22 protein-coding genes are annotated in these 20,676 nt (G+C 68.5%); 13 read left to right on the top strand and 9 right to left on the bottom strand.

Annotation, left to right across the window (positions count from 1 at the left end; translation table 11 throughout):
• Window positions 1–35 precede the first annotated feature (35 nt).
• Together ACV530_RS29610 and ACV530_RS29615 are read left to right on the top strand one after the other, a co-directional pair.
• Window positions 36–779, top strand: a complete 744-nt coding sequence (locus tag ACV530_RS29610; protein ID WP_494335721.1) for an IclR family transcriptional regulator — start codon at window positions 36–38, stop codon at window positions 777–779.
• A gap of 135 nt (window positions 780–914) precedes the next feature.
• Complete coding sequence (locus tag ACV530_RS29615; RefSeq protein WP_494335722.1) at window positions 915–2,588, top strand: L-lactate permease; 1,674 nt, start codon at window positions 915–917, stop codon at window positions 2,586–2,588.
• 65 nt (window positions 2,589–2,653) lie between these two features.
• On the opposite strand, the gene ACV530_RS29620 is transcribed toward ACV530_RS29615, so the two are convergent.
• Complete coding sequence (locus ACV530_RS29620) at window positions 2,654–3,433, bottom strand: ATP nucleotide 3'-pyrophosphokinase (protein ID WP_494335723.1); 780 nt, start codon at window positions 3,431–3,433, stop codon at window positions 2,654–2,656.
• Window positions 3,434–3,681: 248 nt separating this feature from the next.
• Here ACV530_RS29620 and ACV530_RS29625 point away from each other — a divergent pair, with 248 nt between their 5' ends.
• Window positions 3,682–4,191, top strand: coding sequence for a VOC family protein (locus ACV530_RS29625; protein WP_494335724.1), 510 nt, complete (start codon window positions 3,682–3,684; stop codon window positions 4,189–4,191).
• Between the two features lie 146 nt (window positions 4,192–4,337).
• Here ACV530_RS29625 and ACV530_RS29630 read toward each other — a convergent pair whose 3' ends face one another.
• The gene (locus tag ACV530_RS29630; protein WP_494335725.1) at window positions 4,338–5,273 is read right to left on the bottom strand and encodes a LysR family transcriptional regulator; all 936 of its coding nucleotides are present in this window, start codon (window positions 5,271–5,273) and stop codon (window positions 4,338–4,340) included.
• A gap of 139 nt (window positions 5,274–5,412) precedes the next feature.
• On the opposite strand from ACV530_RS29630, the gene ACV530_RS29635 reads away from it, so the two are divergent.
• Window positions 5,413–6,657, top strand: a complete 1,245-nt coding sequence (locus ACV530_RS29635) for an MFS transporter (RefSeq protein WP_494335726.1) — start codon at window positions 5,413–5,415, stop codon at window positions 6,655–6,657.
• Window positions 6,658–6,744: 87 nt separating this feature from the next.
• A complete protein-coding gene (locus ACV530_RS29640) occupies window positions 6,745–7,344 on the top strand; it encodes a cysteine hydrolase family protein (RefSeq protein ID WP_494335727.1) in 600 nt (199 codons plus the stop codon).
• 164 nt (window positions 7,345–7,508) lie between these two features.
• Here the strand turns inward: ACV530_RS29640 and ACV530_RS29645 are convergent, their stop codons facing one another.
• The 3 genes from ACV530_RS29645 to ACV530_RS29655 form a co-directional block, all read right to left on the bottom strand.
• Window positions 7,509–7,925 (bottom strand): hypothetical protein, encoded by a 417-nt coding sequence (locus ACV530_RS29645; protein WP_494335728.1) that lies wholly within the window; start codon window positions 7,923–7,925, stop codon window positions 7,509–7,511.
• Window positions 7,926–8,460: 535 nt separating this feature from the next.
• On the bottom strand, window positions 8,461–10,254 hold the full coding sequence (locus tag ACV530_RS29650) for a sialidase family protein (protein ID WP_494335729.1): 1,794 nt from the start codon (window positions 10,252–10,254) through the stop codon (window positions 8,461–8,463).
• 261 nt (window positions 10,255–10,515) lie between these two features.
• Window positions 10,516–10,848, bottom strand: a complete 333-nt coding sequence (locus tag ACV530_RS29655) for a DUF6183 family protein (protein WP_494335730.1) — start codon at window positions 10,846–10,848, stop codon at window positions 10,516–10,518.
• A gap of 155 nt (window positions 10,849–11,003) precedes the next feature.
• On the opposite strand from ACV530_RS29655, the gene ACV530_RS29660 reads away from it, so the two are divergent.
• Window positions 11,004–11,636 carry a M15 family metallopeptidase gene (locus ACV530_RS29660; RefSeq protein ID WP_494335731.1) on the top strand — a complete coding sequence of 211 codons (633 nt, stop codon included), beginning with the start codon at window positions 11,004–11,006 and terminating at the stop codon, window positions 11,634–11,636.
• A gap of 621 nt (window positions 11,637–12,257) precedes the next feature.
• Here ACV530_RS29660 and ACV530_RS29665 read toward each other — a convergent pair.
• On the bottom strand, window positions 12,258–12,812 hold the full coding sequence (locus tag ACV530_RS29665; protein WP_494335732.1) for an NUDIX hydrolase: 555 nt from the start codon (window positions 12,810–12,812) through the stop codon (window positions 12,258–12,260).
• A 598-nt stretch (window positions 12,813–13,410) separates the two neighbouring features.
• Between ACV530_RS29665 and ACV530_RS29670 the strand changes: the two genes are divergently transcribed.
• The 4 genes from ACV530_RS29670 (at window position 13,411) to ACV530_RS29685 (ending at window position 16,032) form a co-directional block, all read left to right on the top strand.
• Window positions 13,411–14,016 carry a sigma-70 family RNA polymerase sigma factor gene (locus tag ACV530_RS29670; RefSeq protein ID WP_494335733.1) on the top strand — a complete coding sequence of 202 codons (606 nt, stop codon included), beginning with the start codon at window positions 13,411–13,413 and terminating at the stop codon, window positions 14,014–14,016.
• Complete coding sequence (locus ACV530_RS29675) at window positions 14,013–14,693, top strand: hypothetical protein (RefSeq protein WP_494335734.1); 681 nt, start codon at window positions 14,013–14,015, stop codon at window positions 14,691–14,693. The genes ACV530_RS29670 and ACV530_RS29675 overlap by 4 nt, the downstream gene beginning before the upstream one ends.
• A gap of 104 nt (window positions 14,694–14,797) precedes the next feature.
• Window positions 14,798–14,977, top strand: coding sequence for a hypothetical protein (locus ACV530_RS29680; RefSeq protein WP_494335735.1), 180 nt, complete (start codon window positions 14,798–14,800; stop codon window positions 14,975–14,977).
• A gap of 551 nt (window positions 14,978–15,528) precedes the next feature.
• Window positions 15,529–16,032 (top strand): LURP-one-related/scramblase family protein, encoded by a 504-nt coding sequence (locus ACV530_RS29685; RefSeq protein ID WP_494335736.1) that lies wholly within the window; start codon window positions 15,529–15,531, stop codon window positions 16,030–16,032.
• A gap of 157 nt (window positions 16,033–16,189) precedes the next feature.
• Here ACV530_RS29685 and ACV530_RS29690 read toward each other — a convergent pair whose 3' ends face one another.
• Both ACV530_RS29690 and ACV530_RS29695 read right to left on the bottom strand, forming a co-directional pair.
• Window positions 16,190–16,786: an HDIG domain-containing metalloprotein gene (locus tag ACV530_RS29690; protein WP_494335737.1), complete on the bottom strand. Its 597-nt coding sequence runs from the start codon at window positions 16,784–16,786 to the stop codon at window positions 16,190–16,192.
• Between the two features lie 173 nt (window positions 16,787–16,959).
• The gene (locus tag ACV530_RS29695) at window positions 16,960–17,316 is read right to left on the bottom strand and encodes a DUF6083 domain-containing protein (protein ID WP_494335738.1); all 357 of its coding nucleotides are present in this window, start codon (window positions 17,314–17,316) and stop codon (window positions 16,960–16,962) included.
• A 197-nt stretch (window positions 17,317–17,513) separates the two neighbouring features.
• Here ACV530_RS29695 and ACV530_RS29700 point away from each other — a divergent pair, with 197 nt between their 5' ends.
• Window positions 17,514–18,155, top strand: a complete 642-nt coding sequence (locus ACV530_RS29700) for a phosphotransferase family protein (protein WP_494335739.1) — start codon at window positions 17,514–17,516, stop codon at window positions 18,153–18,155.
• 61 nt (window positions 18,156–18,216) lie between these two features.
• Window positions 18,217–18,936, top strand: coding sequence for a DUF8817 family protein (locus ACV530_RS29705; RefSeq protein WP_494335740.1), 720 nt, complete (start codon window positions 18,217–18,219; stop codon window positions 18,934–18,936).
• Between the two features lie 417 nt (window positions 18,937–19,353).
• On the opposite strand, the gene ACV530_RS29710 is transcribed toward ACV530_RS29705, so the two are convergent.
• Entirely contained in the window at window positions 19,354–19,932 is a 579-nt protein-coding gene (locus tag ACV530_RS29710) for a TetR/AcrR family transcriptional regulator (RefSeq protein ID WP_494335741.1), read from the bottom strand.
• 90 nt (window positions 19,933–20,022) lie between these two features.
• Between ACV530_RS29710 and ACV530_RS29715 the strand changes: the two genes are divergently transcribed.
• Entirely contained in the window at window positions 20,023–20,469 is a 447-nt protein-coding gene (locus ACV530_RS29715) for an anthrone oxygenase family protein (RefSeq protein ID WP_494335742.1), read from the top strand.
• Window positions 20,470–20,676: the final 207 nt, after the last annotated feature.

The following is a 20,676-nucleotide window of genomic DNA, read 5'->3' on the forward strand; positions in this document are numbered from 1 at the left end:
GGAGAGTAGGCGCGGAAAGCGGAAGGAGTCAATGGATGCAGAGCGTCCTCAACGCCCTGCGGACCCTGGAGGAGGTCGCCGCCCACCAGCCGGCCGGCGTCGCGGAGCTGGCCAGGACGCTGGGCCTGCCGAAGAGTTCGGTGCAGCGCGCGCTGGTCACCCTGCACGAAGCGGGGTGGATCCGGCCCGCGGGGGAGACGGTCACCCGCTGGGTGGTCACCACCAAGGCCCTGCAGGTGGGCCGGAGCGCCACCGGCGAGCTCGGGCTGCGGGACGTCGCGCTCCCGGTGCTGGAGGAACTGCGCCGGCGCACCGACGAGACCGTCCACCTGACGGTCCCGGAGGGCGGCAGGGTCGTACTGATCGAGCGGCTGGAGACATCCCAACCCGTGCGCATCGTCCTGCCGTTGGGGCAGCAGCTGCCGCTGCACGCCTCCTCGAACGGCAAGGCCGTGCTCGCCGCGAGCCCGCCGGAGACGATCGAGCGCCACCTCGCCGAGGGCCTGCCCCGCTACACCGACACCACGATCATCGACCCGGAACGGCTGCGGGCGGAACTGGCCGTCATCCGGGCGCGGGGCTACGCGACCAACGGCGGCGAGTGGCGCTCGGACGTCTCGGCGGTCGCGGCGGCGGTCGTCGGCGGAGCCGGGCTGCCGGTGGCCGGCATCAGCGTCAACGTCCCCACCAGCCGGATGAGCGAGACCTCGCGCACGGCGTTCGGCGCGCTGGTCGCGGAGGCGGCGCAGACGCTGGGCGCTGCGCTGGCGGACCGCTGAACGCCGGGCGTGGGCGGGGCTCTTGACGCCGGGACACCGGCGGCCCATGCTGCGACTACCGAAATCGCACTTCCGCATAGCGGAATTCTCTGTGGCTGGATCCCCCCTCGGTACCGGAGAAAGCGAGACGCATCCGTGTTCCGACAAGTCCCCGACCCTCTCGGGCACCCCGCCCTCAGCGCATTCCTCGCCTCCCTGCCCCTGCTGGTGCTCCTCACCCTGCTCGGCATCCTGCGCACCGCCTCCCACCGCGCCGCACTCGGCGGCCTGGCCACCGCGGCCCTGATCGCCGCGACCGCCTACCGCATGCCGCTGCCCCAGGTCGTCGACGGCGCGGCCGAAGGAGCGGCCTTCGGGCTGTTCCCCATCGTCTGGATCGTCCTCAACGCCGTCTGGATCAACCGACTGCAGCGCGTCGGAGGCCACTTCGACATCGTGGGCAGGACGTTCTCCTCGCTCTCCGGCGACCCGCGCGTGCAGGCCATCCTCATCGCCTACTGCTTCGGCGCCCTGATCGAGTCTCTCTCCGGCTTCGGCACGCCGATCGCGATCACGTCCTTACTGCTGCTCACCCTCGGCCTGGGACCGCTCAGGGCGGCAGCGGTCGCCACCTTCGCCAACACCGCCCCCGCCGCCTTCGGTTCGGTCGGCAACCCGATCCAGGCACTGGCCAAGGTGACCGCGTACCCCGCGCACGACCTCGGCGCCATGGTCGGCCGGCAGTCCGCCGTCATCGCCGCGCTCGTGCCGTTCGTCCTGCTGCTCATGCTCGACGGCCGCAGGGGCCTGGCGGAGGCATGGCCCGCGGCGCTGACCGCCGGAGCGGGCTTCGGCGCGGGACAGTTCCTGTGCTCGAACTACTTCGCCTACCAACTCACCGACGTTGTCGCGGCGTTGACCTCGACGGCTGCCCTGGTCGTGCTCCTTCGGGTCTGGAAGCCACGGAGTCCGCAGAGCCACCGCGCGGCGGTTCCGGTGGCAGCCGTGACAGCCGGATCGCCGACCGGGGACGCCGGGGAAGCGGCCGCGACGGCGAGCGAGGTACCGGAACGCCCCGACCGCCCCTCGGAGATCCTCCGGGCCTTCTCCCCGTACGCACTCCTGATCGCCCTGTTCGCCCTGACCTCGTACCACGGCCCCGTACAGCGCTTCATCGAGTCCCGGGACGTGGCCTTCTCCTGGCCCGGCCTCGACGTCCTCGGCACCGACGGCCGCCCGGTCACCGTCACCGTCTTCGACTTCGGCTGGCTCGGCGCCTCCGGCACCGTGCTGCTGATCGCCGGAGTCCTCACCGCCGCCATCCTGCGCGTACCGGCCCGCCGGGCGGTGCGCTGCTACCTGCAGACCCTGCACGGGCTGCGCCGGGCCGCGCTCACCATCGCCTGCGTGCTCGCCCTGTCCTACGTCATGAACCTCTCGGGCATGGCCGTCTCCCTGGGCACCTGGCTGGCCGGCCTCGGCCGCGCGTTCGCCTTGCTCTCCGGCTTCCTCGGCTGGTTCGGCGTGGCCCTGACCGGTTCGGACACCTCCTCCAACGCCCTGTTCGGCGCCATGCAGGTCTCCGCCGCCCGGCAGGCGGGCCTGTCCCCTCTGCTCATGGCCGCCACCAACAGCACCGGCGGCGTCCAGGGCAAGGCCGCCGCCATGCAGAACCTGGTGATCGCCGCCAGTGCGCTGGGCATCTCCGGCCGCGAGGGCGAGATCCTCCGCAAAGTGATCGGCTGGAGCCTTGGCGTGCTGGCCGCGCTGTGCCTGCTCGCGTGGCTGCAGTCCACGTCGGTCCTGGGCTGGACCGTGCCGGGTGGGTGAACAGCCACCCGGCACCGTTGAGGTCTCGGTCTCCGATCCCGGGCTCGGGCGGGATCGTCGCTGAACTACCGCCCGGCGGTGACCGGTTGCCGCGGCGCGGGAGCCGCCAGATTCACCGCGCCGTCCGGCACCGGCACCGCCGCGAAGATCCGGTCCTGCTCTGCCTGCAACTCCCGCTTGCGCTCGGGCGAGGTCGTGGGCAGCCGCTCCTCCTCGTACAGCTTGTGCGTGACCTCCTGCGCGTGCTTGCTCTCCGGGGTGTGGAACTGCACCTCGAAGACCTGGCCGGAACGCGGCGCACGCCAGACCGAATTGATCCCCTTGTACCCCTTTTCCCGGCCCCAGGTGTTGGACCACTTCCGGCTGTCGTTCCGCCAGCCGGCGAACGCGGACGTGGCGACCGCCACGCCGTGGGTGTAGCGCGCATCCGGCCACTGGAGGGTGTAGTGGACCGAGTCGTTGATGGCCGCCAAGGCCTGATCGACGCTCTGCCCCTGTTCCTTCATCGCGGTGGCGACCTTGCGCTTGAGGGAGTCCGGGGACTTCAACCGGTGGTCGAATCCTATGAGTTGCGCATGGCTGAGCCGGGCGGCGGCCCGCACCTGCGGACTGATCGAACGCTCGGCCTTGGCGGCGTGGACGGCGAACTCGTCGACTTTCCTGTTGTCGGCGGCATTGAGGTCGAGCCCGTCCTTGTGCCACCCGCTGTCGTCCTGAATGCGAACGAGCCGGCTCCGCCCGTCTCCCTGCGCGGCGGCGTACGCGGAGTGCACCCCGCCCATGCCGAGTGCGGTGGCCAGCGCCGCGGCGGTGGCGGCGCGGGTGACGGTGTTCCTGATGCTCATTGACGTATGGTCGCCTCTCCGTGAGTCCGACGAGAATCAACCACATGCCTGTGCCGAACCGATGGATTCACGCCGCGGACCGGACCGGCGCAGCCGGTCGACGCCTCGCGCGACAGGTCAGCCGGTCGCTTCGCGCAGTGCGGTCTCCAGCCGGTCGCGGGCCTCGTCGGCCGCCGTGTGAAGCGGCCCTGCTATCTGCGGCAGGGGGAGGCGGTGTGTCCACCGTCGTGTAGCTGTCGGCCGGATAGGTGCTGATCGTTCGCGCGACGGCGGACGTGTTCCTCGACTCGTTCGGCAACCCGAACACGGTCCGGAACTATGGGATCGGGGTGGGCAAGACTGCCGAACGGCTCGGCGAGGTCCTGGAACTGCTGTGGGGCAGCTCCGCGGTGAACACCTGGAACCCCCGGCGTGCGCCGGTGCTCTCGTGGCTGGGCTGGTGCGATGAGCGCGGGCGGATTGCCTGCCGTACGCCCCTTCGTTGCGCTGGGGCGTGGCTACAACTCACCTGCGTGCATGCGACGTTCCCGACAGGGTTTGCATGCGTTGATCCCTCAAGTGTGGGCCCGCGGCTGTACTTCCAGCGCGTTCCCGAAGGCAAGGTCGTCAAGAACCGGCTGCATCTTGACGTGCGGGTCGGTATCGGGCTCGTGGGTGAAGAGCGCCTGGCATCGAGGGCAACGAGTTCTGTCTCGACTGAGTGGCCGCGAACGTGGCACCTTCGCGGGTCGCCGACCGCGTCAACGTCGACCGGCTGAGGGCGATCCGGACGCCGCTGGGTACCCTGCTGCTGATCCGCCGGCCCACTGACACCCGACGAGGCCTGTGGCAGTCCGAGGAAGGTCCGGCCTGGCCGATGCGGGCGAGGCCGATCCGGCCACGGTGATCGCGGAGGCGGCGGTGTTCAGCGCGGAGTGACCCAGCGCGGCGTCCAGGTCCTGGGGGCGTCGTGGTCGGCCGCTGTGGCGGCGAGGTGGGCGCGGAGGGTGGCCAGCGCCGGGTGGGGATTGTCGCGGTGCCAGAGGAGCGAGTGCGGGTAGACGGACGTCGGGTCGGTCACCGGGATGCGGCGCAGGTCGTGGCCGGCGGGCCAGATGAGGCGGGTGTGCTCGCCCATGAAGGTGGCCAGGGCCGGGGTGTCGGCGATGGTGTCGAGGAGGGCATCGGAGCCGAAGTTGGGGCCGGTCGCCTCGATGGTGAGGCCGAACTCGGCGACGAGGTCGTCGTAGTAGGCGGTCCACTCGGTGCCGGGGACGACACCGGGCATCCAGATGCGGTGCCCGGCGAGCTGAGCGACGGTCACCGACCGGGCGCCCGCCAGCGCGTGGGCGGGACCGGTGAGGAGCTGGAGCGGCTCGTCGAGCACCCGGACGGATTCGATGTCCTCGGGAAGGGGTCGGCCGGGCATGGCGACGGCGCGGAAGGACGCGTCGATCGCACCGGATCGGATGGCGGCGACGGCCGTCTCGATGTCGAACAACATCAGCACGTCGAGGTCGATTTCGGGGTGCGCGTGGTGGAAGCCGCGCATCAGGCCCGACTGCGCGCTGCGCGAGGTGAGCACGTCGACGCGCAACGGACGATGGCCGGTGCGCACGGAGGCGACGGCGCGTTCGGCGATGCGCAGCAACTCGCGGGCGTGGGGCAGGAACGCCTGCCCGTCGATGGTGAGCTCGGCGCCACGCGGCGTACGGGTGAACAGCCGCACACCAAGGTTGCCCTCCAGCGTGGCGATGCGTTTGGAGACGGCCTGCTGGGTGACCGACAGGTCGGCGGCGGCCTTCTGGAACTGGCCCGCTTCCGCGACGGCGACGAAGGTACGTACGGCTTCGAGATCCACGCCGACCCACCTTAGTGAACAACGGATCGTTGTGAAGAGCAGGCAGGGCAGTTGTTTGACCTGCCGCTGTGCCGCCCACTTAGCTCTCACTGGTCAACGTTGGTTTGTTCGGGTGGGACATCGAGGGGGCGTGCCAAGCATGGTGGGCAGGAGACCGTTGGGCCGGCAGTTCGGCTGGCTGTGGGCGGCATATGCGGTGAGCGCGTATGGGTCCGGGCTGGGGTTCGGGGCGTTGCCGCTCATCGCCGTGCTGGTGTCGCATGCCGGCCCCGCTGAGGTGTCCGCGCTGTCCGCGGTGGGGCCTGCGGTGGGCGCGCTGATCGCGGTGCCACTCGCGCCGTGGGTGGAGTTCCGGCGCAAGCGCCCGGTCATGATCGCGATGGACCTGACCCGGTTCGCGGCCATGGCGACAATCCCGGTCGCGTACGCCTTCGGCTGGCTCAGCTTCGTCCAGCTGCTCGTGGTCTCGGCCGTGGTCGCCGCGGCCAAGATCGCGTTCAACGCGGCCAGCGGCGCCTACCTCAAGGCCCTCGTCCGGCCGGACGACCTGCTCGTGGCCAACGCACGGTTCGAGTCCACGAACTGGAGCTCCATCGCGGTCGGGCCACCGCTGGGCGGGGCGGCGATCGGACTGTTCGGGCCGGTCACCACCGTGGTGGCCGACGCGTTCAGCTACCTGCTCTCCGCACTGGGCATCACCGCGATCCACGGCCGAGAGGAAGCGCCGCAACCAACCGGCAAAAGCCCGGTACGGGCGGGCGCATTGCTCGACGGCTGGCGACACATCATGGGCGATCCCGGCTTGCGGGCGCTCTACCTCAACCAAGTACTCGTCGGCGGCCTGATCATGGCCACCGAGCCGCTGCTGGCCGTGCTCCTCCTGCGCCAGCTCGAGTTCCCACCCTGGCAGTACGGCCTCGCCTTCGCCGCCCCTTGTCTCGGCGGACTCATCGGCTCCCGGCTGGCCCCTCGTGTCGTGGCCCGCTACGGCCGGCACCGGGTCTTCCGGACCGTCGGCACCCTGCGCGCCGTCTGGCTGATCGGCCTGGTCTTCGTCCGTCCCGGCATCGTCGGCCTCGTCACCGTGATGGCTGTCGAGCTGGCGATCATCATCAACATGAGCCTGTACACCCCGGTGCTCGCCACCTACCGGCTCGAACACACGCCTGATCACCTCGTCGCCCGCACCCTGTCGGCCTGGTCGATCGGCCAGCAGGCGTCCATCGCCGTCCTCACCGCGCTCGGCGGGCTGCTCGCCAATGTCACCGGCCCACGCACCGCTCTCACGGCCGCGGGACTGCTCATCCTGGCCACCCCGCTCCTGCTTCCCCGCCGCGACCAGATGTCGCAGCACGAGCCGGAACCGTCCCGTAGCCACGCATGACGCACCGCTGAAGCCCGCGGGCCGCAGCTGATCCGCCGACGCATGTCCACATCGACCAGACGCACCACCAGCAAGGAGAACACCCGCATGAGCACTGCCCCCGCGCTCGACCCCGCGCACACCGCTCTTCTTGTCATGGACTACCAGCCCGCGATCCTGGCCGGTCTACCCGACGGCGAGGACTGCGAAGCCCTGCTCGGCCGCGTGGAAGGGGCCATCGCCGACGTTCGCGCAAAGGGCGGCACCATCGCCTACGTACGCGTCGGTTTCACCGAGGCCGACTGGGACGCGATCCCGGCCGTCAACAAGTCCTTCGCCCCGCTGGCCGAACACCGTGTCATGCACCACGAGGACCCTGCCGCGGCCATCCACGAGCGCCTGGCTCCCCAGGACGGCGACATCGTCGTGCGCAAGATCCGCTACGGCGGCATGTACACCACCGACCTCGACCGGCAGCTGCGCGAGCGCGGCATCACCACTCTGGTCGTCTCCGGCATCAGCACCAGCGGCGTCGTCCTGTCCACCGTCATCGACGCGGCCGACCGCGACTACGAGCTCTACGTCCTGTCCGACGGCGTCGCCGACCCGGACACCGAAGTCCACGACGTCCTGCTTCACAAAGTCCTCCCTTCACGGGCCCACATCGTCGACACCGCCGAGCTGCACGCCCTGCTCCGGGCTGACTGACTCGAGCCATGAGGTGGTCCCACCCACAGCCGCCGCACCCACCAGTACGCGGCCGGGGCCCGAAGAGGGGGCTCCGCCACCGGAGCATCCCGCACACCATGTAGCAACGCGGTTGTGCCCGGTCCGTTGGAACGGACCGGGGCACAACCATCACTCTTCTCTGGTCAGTTGACGTTGATCGTGGCGCTCCACTTCTGGATCAGGTTCGAACAGAAGTGGCCGGGGTCGGGCACGCAGCGCTTGAAGGACGTGACCTGCGTGGTGCCGGTGGCGGTTGCCTGGAAGGAGGCGGTGACGCTGCCGTTGCCCAGCGGCGCCGACTCGATCGGGTTGAGCACGTCCGTGCTGGCCGACGTGGGCGTGGACCACGTCCACGTCATTCCGTTCGTGCTGGAACCCGTCAGCTGGACCGTGACCACGTCCCCGCTGTGCACCGACACCGTGGTGTTGCTGTCGGTGTTCGTCAGCACGATCGTGTCGGTCGCGGAGGCCGTGCTCGCGAACGACGTGGGTGCGGAGACGGCCATGGCGGTCAGGGCCATCCCTACGGCGAGGGGAGCGGCCAGAGTCTTGATGCGCATCATCATCACCTCATGAAACCGAGCGGATAAATAACAGCACTCGTCTACACGTTCGATGTTGCGTTTGGTGCCCGGACTGCCTCCAGGCCGCTCGGATTACGCCACCAGCCTTTTGCCGACGTCCAGTTGGGGCAATCGCACGTGATACGTGGCGAACCCGGCGCCCCTGCGGCAGGGGGAGGCTCGGCAGCCACCCGAGCATTCCCCGGCGGTCAACTGGAATGACACCGCCCATGACCCTCTCCGTCAGGTGTACGCGGAGACAGGCGAGTTCGAGCCGCCCGAGAATTGGCCGAGACACTCCGCAGGCCGCGACCGCCCGCTACCGGAAGTACTCCTCGGAGGGACGTCTTCGGCACCTGATCACGCTGAGGAGGCGGAGGCAGTGCAGAGCGCGCGGACTCCGCCCGGCCGGCGCACGCCTGGGGCGGACACCGGCGTCGGCGACCCGGCGAACCAGCCGGTGTTCACCCGGGGCATCAACTGAAACCTGGTGGGATCGCCCTGACCGCCGGGCCGATCGTCCGGGCCGAGATCAGGATTGGCTCGTGGCGCGCCCCGAGTCCATTGCCCGGGCGGCGTCTTGGAGGATGTCCCCGATGCGTTCGAGCGTGGCCGCCGTGGCACGGATCCCGGTCTCGTCGCCCTGTTCGACCGGCCGCACGATCAGATCCCGCAGCGGGTCCCAGAGCGGGTCGACGAACGGGTTGTACTTCACGTCATGGATCACCTCGCAGAGCGTGGACAGGAATTCCCCCAGCTCACGAGAGAGCGGAACCCACGTCGTCGATGCGGAGATGCTGTAGCCGTCGTCCACCGTGACGTCGACCGTGATCTCGATCTGATTCCCGGTTCCGGCCGGCGTCACCCGGACGTACCGCTGGTCGGCCGCTCCCTCGATCGTGCCGCCTGCCACGGACCAGGCGTACCGGACCGTGACGCCGGTCGGGATGTTCATCGTCTCCGCGCTGAACGATCCGTCGGCCAGGCCGCATTCGTTGCGGCCGGGTACCACGGTGACGGTGGGCGGTATCCGGATCCGCGCGCAGAAGATCTCCTGGACGCCGGTACGGGTGTCGGTCCAGAACGGGAAGTAACCGGCGGGACTGGCTGCCAGGCCGAAGTAGTCCCCGATGAAGGTGGTCGTGGCGCGCCCGTGGGAGAGCGGTGCGTTCACTGCCGGATCCCAGGGACGGTCGGTGACCGTGACCCGGTAGCCGAAACTCTGCGCCAGGTCCCCGGACGCCGCGGCCTGGACACTGACCAGGTTCTGCGTCGGGGTGGGCCCGAACTCGTAGAACGAGCAGAGCATGGTCCCCACCTCGTTCACCGCCAGCTGCGGATCGAAATCGTGGAGCTTCGGTGCCGAACCGGTCATCAGCTGTCCCGAGGCCGGGCCGTCCCAGGTCGTGCCGCCGTCCGCCGAGCGCCGGAAGCAGATCCGGGCAACGCCTTCGCGGTAGTCGGCCCAGGCCACCGCCACCACGTTCCCGGGGCCCGCGCAGATGGTGGGGATCGTGTCCACGCGGAAGGTGCCGCCGGGCAGTTCGGGAAAGCTGTCGGGTGCCTGCAGGCCGGGGGGTCCGAGCGGCGTGATCTGCGTGGCGACCGGTGCCGGCGCGGAGAAGGAGGCGCCGCCGTCCGTCGACTTCACGAAGTACAGGTCGGTCCCGGTCGCGGCCCCGACCCAGGTGATGTAGACGGCGCCGTCGGGCGCGATCGCGATCTCCGGGGAGAACGAGTTCTGCGCGAGCGCGGTACCGACCGGCTGCCCGCCCACGCCGCCCCATGTACGGCCGTGGTCGACGGACCGCGCGAAGGCGAGGTCCGGGGCATCGTCCCAGGCCGCGTACACGGTGCCGTAGTGCGGGCTCGCCGGGTTGCCGTCGGCGGCGACGGCCTGCTTGTCGTCGTTCTTGCTGGTGTGGATCAGGTTGGGCCGACCCCAGTCGAGGCCGTCCGCGGAGCGGTAGACGGCGATCCCGACCACGTCTCCGGAGGCGTCGGTGCCGGTGCCGGGCAGGAACGGGAGGGCGACGAGATAGGCGGCCCCCTGGTCGTCGATCGCCACGACCGGGTCCGAGATGCCGCCCCAGGCCGGGTCCAGCTCCAACGCGGCGGCCTCGGCCCATGTGCTGCCCGTGTCGGTGGTCAGGTAGGCGGCCAGCGTGAACGCGTAGCGGGCCGGGTCGGTGAACTTCTTCGAAGCACCCACCATCCGGGCGGGATTGTTCGGATCCGCGGTGAGCGAGGACTCGCTACGGTCGTTGGCCGGATTGCCGTCGAAGGTGACCTGGACGTTGGGTCCGACCGAGATGTTCAGCGTCATGTCGGGTGCTCCCACTCGGCTGGTGTGTGCCGGCGGCGACGACACCTCCGATGGGCACGTCATCGAACACGCCGCCACCCGACATTCTCCGTCGCGGCCGTCCGGCTCGCATCCGGCCGCTCCGGCCAGGCGCGGACGCCTTGGCCATGCCCCCGGACTCCGGCAACGTCGCCGACGACAGCGCGACGCCAAGACCCGTCCGACGATCCGCACGCGAACCTGATGGTACGCACCCGGCGCACCACGGTTTGAGTCGTGAGGTCAGTCGACGTCCACGGCTGCCACCACGGCTATGCGGCACCCGTCCGGTGTGACGACCGCGATTCCGTAGTCGTAGATACGGTCAGCGAACCACGGCGAATCCGCTTCGAAACGGAACCAGCTGCAGGCCAGCGCCTGTTGCTCGACTTCGGCCGGTGTGGCGTCCCGCGCGGCGCCACAGAGCCCGGCGATGGACCGCCATGCGGCCAGACGGCCAAAGGCACCGTGGACGCCCGGGCCCCACAGACCGCCGCTCGAAGCGCCTACGAAAAGGATGTGCCAGACCTCGGCAAGCGAACAGGGCGCGGCTTCGAAGCGGTCGTTGTCGTCCATCCCTTCCGGGGGGAATGCGGGTGCCCAGGCCGCGGTCAAGCAACACCGCAGCGCCCCCGACGGGCGGTGTGGGCGGCTGACAAGCAGGGACCGCGATGCGCGAATCGCTGGTTCGTCCTACAAATGCCGCACTCGGATCGATAAGCTCATGGCCCATGGTCTTGCTGAGCGACCCTGCGGTGGTCAACATCCCTGTGGTGGACTGTGGCGAACCTCTTGTAGAGATCGCCGCCGTTTCGGCTGTAACGCTGGACCCGCGGGAACGGGATGAGGCCGGGGAGTACGGGCGGGTCAGGGCCGGGGTGCTCGAACGCCTGCGTTCAGCGTCCGAGAGGCTCCCTGCGGGCATCAGGTTCCTCGTCATCGAGGGCCATCGCAGCCTGAATGAACAAGCGCGCCGGTTCGCGCCGTACGAGGATCGCCTGCGCCTGTCGGGGATCACAGACCCGGCCGAGCGTCGGCGCCAGGCCAGTGCGTTCGTCTCTCCGGTCGAGGTGGCCCCGCACTGCGTCGGCTCTGCCATCGACCTGACGCTCATCGACGCCGATGGCGTCGAGCTGGACATGGGCGGCCCGGTGAACGGGCACCGCACGGGCGATGAAAGGTCGTGCCCACTTGACGCTCCGGGGCTGTCGGAGACCGCTCGCGACAATCGCGCCCTCCTCGCCCGGAGCCTGAGCGCGGAGGGATTCGTCAACTATCCGAGTGAGTGGTGGCATTGGTCCTACGGCGACCGCTACTGGGCGCTCGCGACTGGCGCCCGCGCTGCTGTCTACGGACCGATCTGACGCTCCGGCGGCGACGTTCGCCCACTCGCCGGTCTCGCTCGGCGTTTCGGATGCGGTGGCTTGGAAACGGTGGGACTCGGCACCTGTCTCAACCAGCGTGCATCGGAAGGTGATCGGGCCGACCGTCGGGTCTTCATGACTGGTGGGGAACTCGTCGAGAAACAAGTACGCAAAGGTGCCCCGCGAGGAGGCCTGGGCATCGCCGCACGGCGAGAGACTTCTGCTCTCGAGCCGGCGCCGATCGCCGTTGCAGGGTGACTTGGCCTGTTCGGTGTCCCGGGCGGCCGCGTACCGTGCTGGCGTGGATGACGTAGACCTGCGCCTTGCTGACCTTCGCCGTGACCATACTCGTCTCGAGCGGGCTGTCGACGATGCGCATGCTCTTGACCGTCAACTCCGGCTTCTCCGGCGCCGGCCGGGTCTCCTGCGGCTTTTGCTCCTGGCCGTGGCGGGTTGGTGGGTGCTGCGTGGCATCGCGGTTCTGCTGGCATGACGAAGGCCCCGGCACAGATCATGCTGCGTCGTGGCTGGGGCATGTTCCTGCACTGGCCCCTGAGGTGCCGGTCGGCGCCTGGGCAGCATCTGCCCAGGGGCGGCCGGCCGCCGGTGCGCCTGGGAGGTTCAGCAGGGCCAGCCCATGTCCGTGTACGGCCAGCCGTTCGCGACGCCTTCCAGAGCAGCGACCGTGTACTCCACCATCGGGTCGGGCAGAGCGTTCAACGGCCACCACCGCCACTCCACGCACCGGTCCGGCTCCATCAGCCGCGGCTCGCCGTCCCACTGGTGAACGTGGAAGAACAGCTGCAGCCGCGGCACAGCGTCATCGGCGTCGAGCAGATGCACGGTGTGCACGAGCTCGAGGTCCGGCTCGGCAACGGCGACACCGAGCTCTTCGTAGGCTTCCCGCACAGCGCAGGCCCGTGCGCTCTCCCGCTCCACATGCCCGGCCGGCACATGCCAGATATTCGCCGCGAACAGCGCGTCCGGCGGCCGTAGCCCCAACAGGACGCCGCCTCTTCGTTCGAACAACAAGTGTGCGCCAACGATGTTCGGCACGAACGACATGGTCTCCCTCTCCTCCAGCACGATCGAAGAAACCGTCAACCCCCGGCCGGTCGCCGAAGAGACGGATTTCGAACGCGGCACGCGGAGCGATGATGCCGGAGAGGGGGTCATGTGGCCTCCGTGGGCGAGCGGCTGAGGTGGACGTCGGGGACAACGCTACTGATCAGAGGCCCGTCACTGGCGCGGCCGAGCGAAAGGTGAAACGAAGATTCGACGCTCTCCCGCACGTCAAGTCGTGCCTGGGATCCGGTGGGTGACGGCGTATTCGAGGCCACCCGCGCGAGGTGACTCACCCTTGCGGGGAATTGCGCGGTTCGTGCGCACGATCGCACCTCGGCCTTCCTCTGGCGGCTCATGTTCCGCACCGTCGGTTGACGCCCGCCGGTGCGAGCGAGCAGTCGTGTTGAGCACCGCTGTCGTGCTCGGCGTAGTGGGCATGTAACTCGCCTGTGACGAATGCCACTTGAGGATGGGGAACCCACCGCTTCGTTGCAACGGTGCGGTCAGCCCTGCAGGTCAGATGGCCTCCAGTGGACGAACTCGCCCGATTCGCGAACACGTTCAGTGGTCGATCGTGATCATGGGGTGACTTTTTTCGGGCCCTCATGAGTGAGCGGGCGCACAACTCGACATCGTGGAGAGCGGAGTCAACCGGCTCTGCACCCCTCCGGCCGGGTCGCTCAGGCCCCCGACACGCGACAGGGACACGATGACCAACGACGAGCACCTAGTGGAGCCCTTTGGAGCCCCAGTTCCCGGACGGCCACAGCCGCTGGACGAACCGCTGCTGCTGCCGCTGGACTTCGAGGCGTACTACCTGGGACACCAGGAGTTCTTCCACGCCTTCGCCGAACTCCACCTCGGCAACCGGCACGAGGCCGAGGAGGTGGTCCACAAGGCGTTCCTGGAGGTCCTGGCCGGCTGGGAGGACCTGCTGCAGGAAACGGACCTGGAACAGCGCGCCCTGGCCGTCCTCAGCCGGCGTGTGCGGGAGGAACTCGACCGTGAGGGGCGACCGCCCGCGTTCGTGATATCCGGCCCCATAGCGCAGACCCTGCGTGCGGTCCGCAGCCAGATGGAACTCGCCGACGGCGCCACCGGCCTGTACGAAGCGATCCTCGAGCTGCCCACCCGCCAGTTCACCGTCATCGTGCTCAAGTACCTGCTCGGCTTCCCCACCAACCGCATCGCCCGCTTCATGGGCCTGGACCCGCGCACCGTCGACTACCACGGCCGCCGCGCCAAGGAACGCCTGCGGGTCCGGCTGGGGCTGCCCGCTGACAAACCGAGGAAGAAGTGGGAAGGACAACAGTGACCTCGACCATCGACGAGCTTCTGGCGGATGCCGCAGTGCCGGTTCCCCCGGCGCGCGGCTTCGACGTCGGCGCAGCCTTGCGCCGCTTGGCCGCTGACGCCGCCCAGGCCGCCCCGGGCCCGGACATGCGCCGCGCGGCCCTTGCCCGCCAGCGCCTGCTGGTCGTCGCCCGGCGGATCCTCAATCAGCCTGGCGCGGCCCATCATGTCGACTGCCTTGCCCAGGACCGCCCGGACAGTCCGGATGCCCTCGTCGAGGAGGACAATCTCGACGTCGAGGGCGCGATGGTCTTCGCCTGCCTGCTGTACCTGACGGAGCATCCGGAATCCGCCCAGTTCTGGTGGCAGCTGGCTGCCGGGGCCGGTCACCGCGTGGGCGACTACTGCCTCTACCTCCACCACCTCTCCCTCGGTGAGTCCCGTGAGGCGGCCCACTGGCGTCACCAGGTGGTCCACGCCCCGGTGTCGGCGGGCGACCAGCTGAACGAAGACTTCGTCGAGAGCGTGGAGGGCATAGCCCGCTACGTGCACGACCACGGCTCCCGGGCCTGCTCTCCTCCCGGGAGCCTGGAGATGGAGGTCGACCGGCTCGCCGACGACGGCACCGGCCAGTGCATCATCGTCCGCCGCCCCGACCGGCGCCTGGCCGACCGGCTACGGCACTTCTACCGTCACTGAACCACCCCCGGCACACAGCAAGGAGCCCTCACTGCGACTCCGGTTCCCAGGCCACGCGTCGCACAGGGCTCCTCACACGACATCCCCGAAGAAGGACATCCACCATGCACGATAGCCGCCCGACCCAGCCCCTGCAGCAACTCCGCAAGGCATCACATCACTTGACCCGCCATGTCGCCGACCACGGCGCGACCGCTCTCGGGCACGTTCTGCGTGGCATCTGTTACGGCGCTGGCACCGGTGCGGTCAGTCTGCTCGTCTATTGGCTCCAGAACCGTCGCTGACCTTTGAAATACCGTGCGACTGGCGGTGCTTGCTCTGCTTGCACATCACACAGAGCCGCCACGCCACCGCGCCGAGGAGCGCGGGCGGCGGACGACGTGAGGACCTGGACGCCGTCACACACCTCCAGCATGTCCTGCGTCCGCCACCCGTCGATCTCTACGGCCGTGGCCAGGAGCCGACGGGGAGTGGTCCGACGGACCCGCTGTCCCGGCAGTCCTCCCGGACATCACCGGGCGGCGCCGGCTGGCGTTCAGCACTGTGGCCGCCTGCCGTGATTGGCGCCCTTCATACGAGCCTTCTTTTTCTTGCGGCGCCGTTTCGAGGACATATCGCCCCTCCTCTCGCATGCGCTTTCCACCAATTTAGCCCTCTTGAGGGAGATGCGCCGGTCGAGAGTCAAGCCGGAGCTCAGTTCCCCGCCGCAGTGCGTCAGCTCACCGGCGCGGGCAGGAATCCGTGCCGGTGAGCTGTCCGGTGGACCCCGAGTGCCCGGAGCACTCGGCAACAACAGCTACGCTGCGACGCAGGCTGATCCGACGGGGGTAGTTCAATGCGTTACCTGGTACGTGACCGGATGCTCGCCTTTCACGAGGAGGCGTGGGTCGAGACCGAGCACCGGCAGAAGCTGTTCAGGGTCGACCGGAAGTTCTTCCGGTTCCGCCCGACGTTCCACTTCGTGGACACCGAAGGCCGGCAGGTGGCGGCCATCGTGAAGAAGTTCTTCACTCTCCACCACACGATCCTGATCGAGCAGGACGGCGAGCAGGTGGGATGGATCAGCAAGCGCGCCTTCAACCTCTTCGGCGACCGCTTCAAGGTCGTCCTCCGGGACGGGCGGCGGCTGCGGGTGGACGGCAACTTCTGGGACCGGGAGTTCGACATCCGGCACGAGGGCACCACGCTGGCCCATGTCTCCAGGCGCTGGTTCACCATCCGCGACGCCTACTCGGTCGACGTCTTCGACGATCGGGAGGCACTGTTGCTGATCATTTTCGCGGTCTGTGTGGACCATACCCTCCAGGACGCGAAGGGCGAGAAGTTCACCAATCTCTGATCCTCTGCCTGCCCGTCCTCGCCGCAGAGATTCAGGCCGGACAGTGTCTTTGCGTTGGACTCGTCTGTGCGGGGGTGCTTCCTCGATAGCGGCTGAGGGCTCGTTCGTGCCGTGTTGCAGGGGACGTGGATTGGCGATGGGTACGGCCAGGTGGGGGTCATCTCCGGGCGTGGCCGTAGTAGTTGGTGAGTGGTGTGAGGTCGGGGTCGCCGAATTCGTCCCGTAGGGCATTGAACGCGGTGACCTTGTCGTTTCCGAATCTCTGCACGTAGGCAGCGTATGAGGCGACGGAGAGGAAGGCTGGGGGCGTGGTCTTGCTGTGGAATTTGTCGGCGTACATCACGAGGCGTTCTTCAGGGGTTTCGGCGAGGTAGTCGGCTGCGGGCAGCGGCAGTTGCTGTGTGTGGATGTCGTTCTTGGTGAGGCCGACGCCGGTGTGGCAGGAGCAGAAGCGGCTGAGGTGTTCTGGGAGCCCCTCGCGACGGAGGATGTCGTGTCCGAGTATGCCGTGGCGGATGTAGTTCTTGTGGTCGAAGTGTCCTGCGTCGTCGTAGAGGCGGTAGACGCCGATGTCGTGCAGCAGAGCTCCGGCTCGCACGAGGCCGACGTCGATACCGTGCTTGGTGCCTGCCATGAGCTGCTCGGTGATGCGGTGGATGATCTCGCAGTGGGTGTAGACGAGGTCGAGCGCTTCTTGGGTGGGGGCGTACTTCTTGTGCAGTGCGCGTATCTCGTTGATCGTCGGCAGACTCACCTGCGGAGCCTAGCAACCGGTCCGGGGTGCCGTTCAGGCAAGGCAGAGACGTCGCGTCAATGGGGGAGGCTCGCCCGGATGAGGGTGTGCCGGTGTCGGCGGTGCCCCGGGCGGAGTTGGGCGTCAGGTGAGCGCCGGCGGCCAGGTGACGCGAGTTGTCGGCCGCGGGTCGGTCATTCGTAGGGCAGCCCGTCGCGGGCGCGGTTATGCAGCCACAGCGCCGTGAGGATGGGCGCCCAATTCTCGGAGAACTCCCGTTGGCTGCAGACGACTCGGTGGGCGATCCGGCACTTGCTGGATGTTGGCGGTTCGGGTTCGATCCGGTTGGTGACCCGTTCGCCCGCCGCTTCGATCCATTGCCGGCCTTCAGGTACGTGGTCGGCTGGTTGCGGTTCGGGTTCGAGGAGGATCCAGCGGCCGTTGCCGGTTTGCCGCAGGTCTTGTGGCCGGCCGCACTCGGGGCAGGCCGTAGTGGCTGGCCGGTGCGTGGTGATGCCTTCCTCGTCAGGTCGTTCCTGGTTTGCCCCCATTGTTCGAAGAGTGGTGGGTGCTTGCGGTTCCTGCCAGGGCATGGCCGGTCGTTTGTACTGGTGACGGGGTGTGCGGGATAGAGCCGGATGCGGCTTGGGGGTTGTCGGCCGGCTCGCTGCCGTTCAGTAGTTGCGGCCGGTGGCGTGGTCTTGCCGAAGGCTCCCGGCTCGCCCAGGGCCTGTCTGCGTCGGCTGCTGTGGCGCTTCCGGCTTTTGCGGGCCGGGAGTTGGGCGGTCTCGTCACTAGGGAGGAGCGGGAGTTGCTGCTTGGCGACGGGTTGCTGCATACGGATACGAACCCGCACAACCTGCTTGTTGATGGTGGGCGTGCTTGGTTGGTGGATTGGGCGATGCCGGCTCGTGGCCCGGTGTGCGTGGACGTGGCGTGTACGGTGGTGCGCCTGATGGAGGCTGGTTGTGGCGCGGAGATGGCGCTGGGGCGGGCGGCTCGGTTTCCGTGCTGGACTGCGGCGGGACCGGCGGCGGTTGAGGTCTTCGTGATGGCGACGTGCCGGCGTTGGGTGGCGCGTGTGGGTTTGCGGGGTGCGCGGGCGTCGAATGCACGGTTCGAGGTGTTGTTGGTGTTCAGGAATTGTCGACGCTCGGATGTGCCCCCAGGAACTATCCCTGCGTGTGCGGGACCGGCCAGCCCACGACCGGGATCCATACCGTCCCGGCCAAAACGGAAAGGACCCGCCCACTTCAGAAGTGACACCACCACAGGGGGCGCGCCCCTCGTCCGAGGCGTACCCTTCAACTTCGAGACTTTACGAACGGAGCCCTTGGCAACATCAACATCCGTCAAAAACCACGGGGGTTGGTCCACCATAGCCGGTTGACAGTCGTCGCGCGGCTTGAGAATGTGCGGTGCTCGCTGGACGCTCGTGAATGGGGGAGTGCGTGGCGAACGAGGTAACCGTTCCGCTGCTGCCGTGCGGCTCGATCGATGAGATCGCCGACTTCTACCGGATGCTCGACTTCGAGGTCACCTACCGGCAACAGCGCCCGAACCCGTACGTCGCGCTGCGGCGCGGGGATCTTCAGCTGCACTTCTTCGGCATGCCGGACTTCGATCCCGAGCAGTCGTACGGATCCTGCCTGGTGTACGTGCAGGACACCGGCGAGCTGTACCAGGAGTTCGCCGAGGGAATGCGTGCGGTGCACGGAAAGCTGCTCGTGTCCGGCATTCCGCGGATGACCCGGCCGCGCAAGCTGAAGAACGTGGACAACCTGTCCGGGTTCAGCCTCGTCGACCCGGGCGGCAACTGGATCCGCATCTTCCAGGTGCGGGACTCCAGTGACGCCGATCCCGGCATCAGCCGGCTGGGAAAGGCGCTGCAGAGCGCGGTCGTGCTCGGTGACTCCCGCGGCGACCACCGGCAGGCCGCACGGATTCTGGACTCCGCGCTGGCCCGCGAGGACGCGGTGAGCACCGTGGACCTCGTGGAGGCACTGGTCTACCGGGCCGAACTCGCCGTCGCACTGCGCGACGGCGAGACTGCGGACACCCTGCTGGCCCGCGTGCGCGCGACCACGCTGGATGACACCGACCGCGAACGCCTCGCCGAGGCCCTGGACAACGCCGCCGAACTCGAACGCATCCGCGACACCGAGCGCTGAGTCCTTTGGCAGCAAGATGATCCACAGGAGTCCAACTCGCGCCTTCACCCCCTTTACGTGCAGCGTCACCAGCTAACACAACGGTGTTGCTCTCCTCGTGGCTTTCACGGCTTGGCTTCGGTGATGTTCTTGACGCGTTCGGTGGACGTATGCCCGTTGGACCATGGTCCACCGGGACTATCCCTGTATGCGCGGGGCCGACAACATCTAGCCGGGCGGGTACGGGCCCTGGACGCGGCCTGACAGCTGATGGCCGAACGCCCGGAGGAGGCCGGGCAGGGCAAGAGCTGAGCGAGAACCCGGGATCGCCGCCATGACTCCAGGAGCGAGCAGCCTAGGGCCATGTGACCCGGTACGTGGGGTGAGTGATCTGGGGGAAGCCGAGCACTCGTGTCGGCCACCTGCCCGGACGGTGCGTCAGGCCATGACGAGCCGGTCCACCAGCAGCTCTACCCTCCGCTCGGCGTCCCCCGGCGGCAGTCGTCCTGCCCGGGTCAGGGTCGCCAGCCCATGCAGAGCCGCCCAGAACACCTCGGTGAACAGCGCCGGGTGGACGCCGTCCCCGGCGACCTCGCCGAGGCTCTCCAACAGGGCGGCGAAGGCGTCCTTCAGCGGCTCCGGGGTGTCCTCGTTCGCGAACGCCAGGCCACCGTCGAGCTGGAACACGGCGTCGTAGACTGCCGGGTTGCGCTTGGCGAAGTCGAGGTAGGCGCGAGCGATGGCGGTGACCCTGGCGCGCGGGCCATCCGCAGCGGAGGCCACGGCCCGCAGTACCGCGGCCATTTCGACGGCGCCCTCGAGGGCGACGGCGCCGATGATCTCGCGCTTGCCGCGGAAATGGCTGTAGAGGACGGGCTGGCTGTATTCGATGCGCTCAGCAAGCCGGCGGGTGGTGACCGCGTCCCAGCCCTGCTGCTCGGCGAGTTCACGGGCTGTCGCCACGATGAGGCGCTCGCGGCTCGCCCGTTCACGCACCTTGCGTTCCTGTACCGACATGAGTCGACCCTAGCAGCGCTATACAAACGAGCGACAGAAAGCTAGCGTTGCCTCGACATCTAGCAACGCTAGAATTTGGGAGGGGCCATCATGCTCAACGCACTCGAGGTCATCACCACCGTGGTCGTCGGCGTGATGGTGGGGGTGGAGTTTTCCGTCGCCTTCGTCATCAACCCGATCCTCAACGGCCTCCCCGGCGACAACGGCCTGCGTGGCCGCACTCACGGGGCCCGGATGCTCGGCGCCGTGATGCCGTTCTGGTACATCGGCTCGCTCACCCTCAGCGTGGTCTGGGCCATCGCCGGCCGGCACCACAACGGCGCCGGCCTCGTCGTCACCGCCGCCGCGCTGCTGATCCTCAGCGTGGTCATGTCGCTCCTACTACTCGTCCCGATCAACAACCGGGTCAAGACGTGGACCTCCGACGGCCTGCCCGCCGACTGGAAGCAGCAGATGAACCGCTGGGACCGCTTCCACTACGTCCGCGTCGCCGTCATCATCACCGCCTTCGCCTTGCTGACCACCGCCCTCGCCTGAGCCCGCGGGCCGAGACCGCGCACGTGGCGCCATTGTGCAGTCGCTGCTCGACACTCACCGCTCCGGGGAAGCGCCCCACTTGTCGCTTCGCGGCAGCTTCAGGAGTACAGGGCCCTGATGCCCGCGAATTCGTGAAAACTGAAGGCTGTTCGGCGGGAACCCGAGGGTCTGGTGCCCGGATTCTGGGGCGTAGACCCGTGGGTTCGT

The sequence above is a fragment of the Streptomyces sp. SX-6 genome, assembly GCF_059089585.1.

Excerpts from the sequence above, each read along its gene's own strand:
- ACV530_RS29655 (WP_494335730.1), bottom strand. The coding sequence starts at position 10,848 with ATGGACGACAACGACCGCTTCGAAGCCGCGCCCTGTTCGCTTGCCGAG.
- ACV530_RS29695 (WP_494335738.1), bottom strand. The coding sequence starts at position 17,316 with ATGGGGGCAAACCAGGAACGACCTGACGAGGAAGGCATCACCACGCAC.
- ACV530_RS29660 (WP_494335731.1), top strand. The coding sequence starts at position 11,004 with ATGGTCTTGCTGAGCGACCCTGCGGTGGTCAACATCCCTGTGGTGGAC.
- ACV530_RS29685 (WP_494335736.1), top strand. The coding sequence starts at position 15,529 with ATGCGTTACCTGGTACGTGACCGGATGCTCGCCTTTCACGAGGAGGCG.
- ACV530_RS29645 (WP_494335728.1), bottom strand. The coding sequence starts at position 7,925 with ATGCGCATCAAGACTCTGGCCGCTCCCCTCGCCGTAGGGATGGCCCTG.
- ACV530_RS29640 (WP_494335727.1), top strand. The coding sequence starts at position 6,745 with ATGAGCACTGCCCCCGCGCTCGACCCCGCGCACACCGCTCTTCTTGTC.
- ACV530_RS29710 (WP_494335741.1), bottom strand. The coding sequence starts at position 19,932 with ATGTCGGTACAGGAACGCAAGGTGCGTGAACGGGCGAGCCGCGAGCGC.
- ACV530_RS29670 (WP_494335733.1), top strand. The coding sequence starts at position 13,411 with ATGACCAACGACGAGCACCTAGTGGAGCCCTTTGGAGCCCCAGTTCCC.
- ACV530_RS29650 (WP_494335729.1), bottom strand. The coding sequence starts at position 10,254 with ATGACGCTGAACATCTCGGTCGGACCCAACGTCCAGGTCACCTTCGAC.
- ACV530_RS29680 (WP_494335735.1), top strand. The coding sequence starts at position 14,798 with ATGCACGATAGCCGCCCGACCCAGCCCCTGCAGCAACTCCGCAAGGCA.
- ACV530_RS29665 (WP_494335732.1), bottom strand. The coding sequence starts at position 12,812 with ATGACCCCCTCTCCGGCATCATCGCTCCGCGTGCCGCGTTCGAAATCC.
- ACV530_RS29610 (WP_494335721.1), top strand. The coding sequence starts at position 36 with ATGCAGAGCGTCCTCAACGCCCTGCGGACCCTGGAGGAGGTCGCCGCC.
- ACV530_RS29715 (WP_494335742.1), top strand. The coding sequence starts at position 20,023 with ATGCTCAACGCACTCGAGGTCATCACCACCGTGGTCGTCGGCGTGATG.
- ACV530_RS29635 (WP_494335726.1), top strand. The coding sequence starts at position 5,413 with ATGGTGGGCAGGAGACCGTTGGGCCGGCAGTTCGGCTGGCTGTGGGCG.
- ACV530_RS29620 (WP_494335723.1), bottom strand. The coding sequence starts at position 3,433 with ATGAGCATCAGGAACACCGTCACCCGCGCCGCCACCGCCGCGGCGCTG.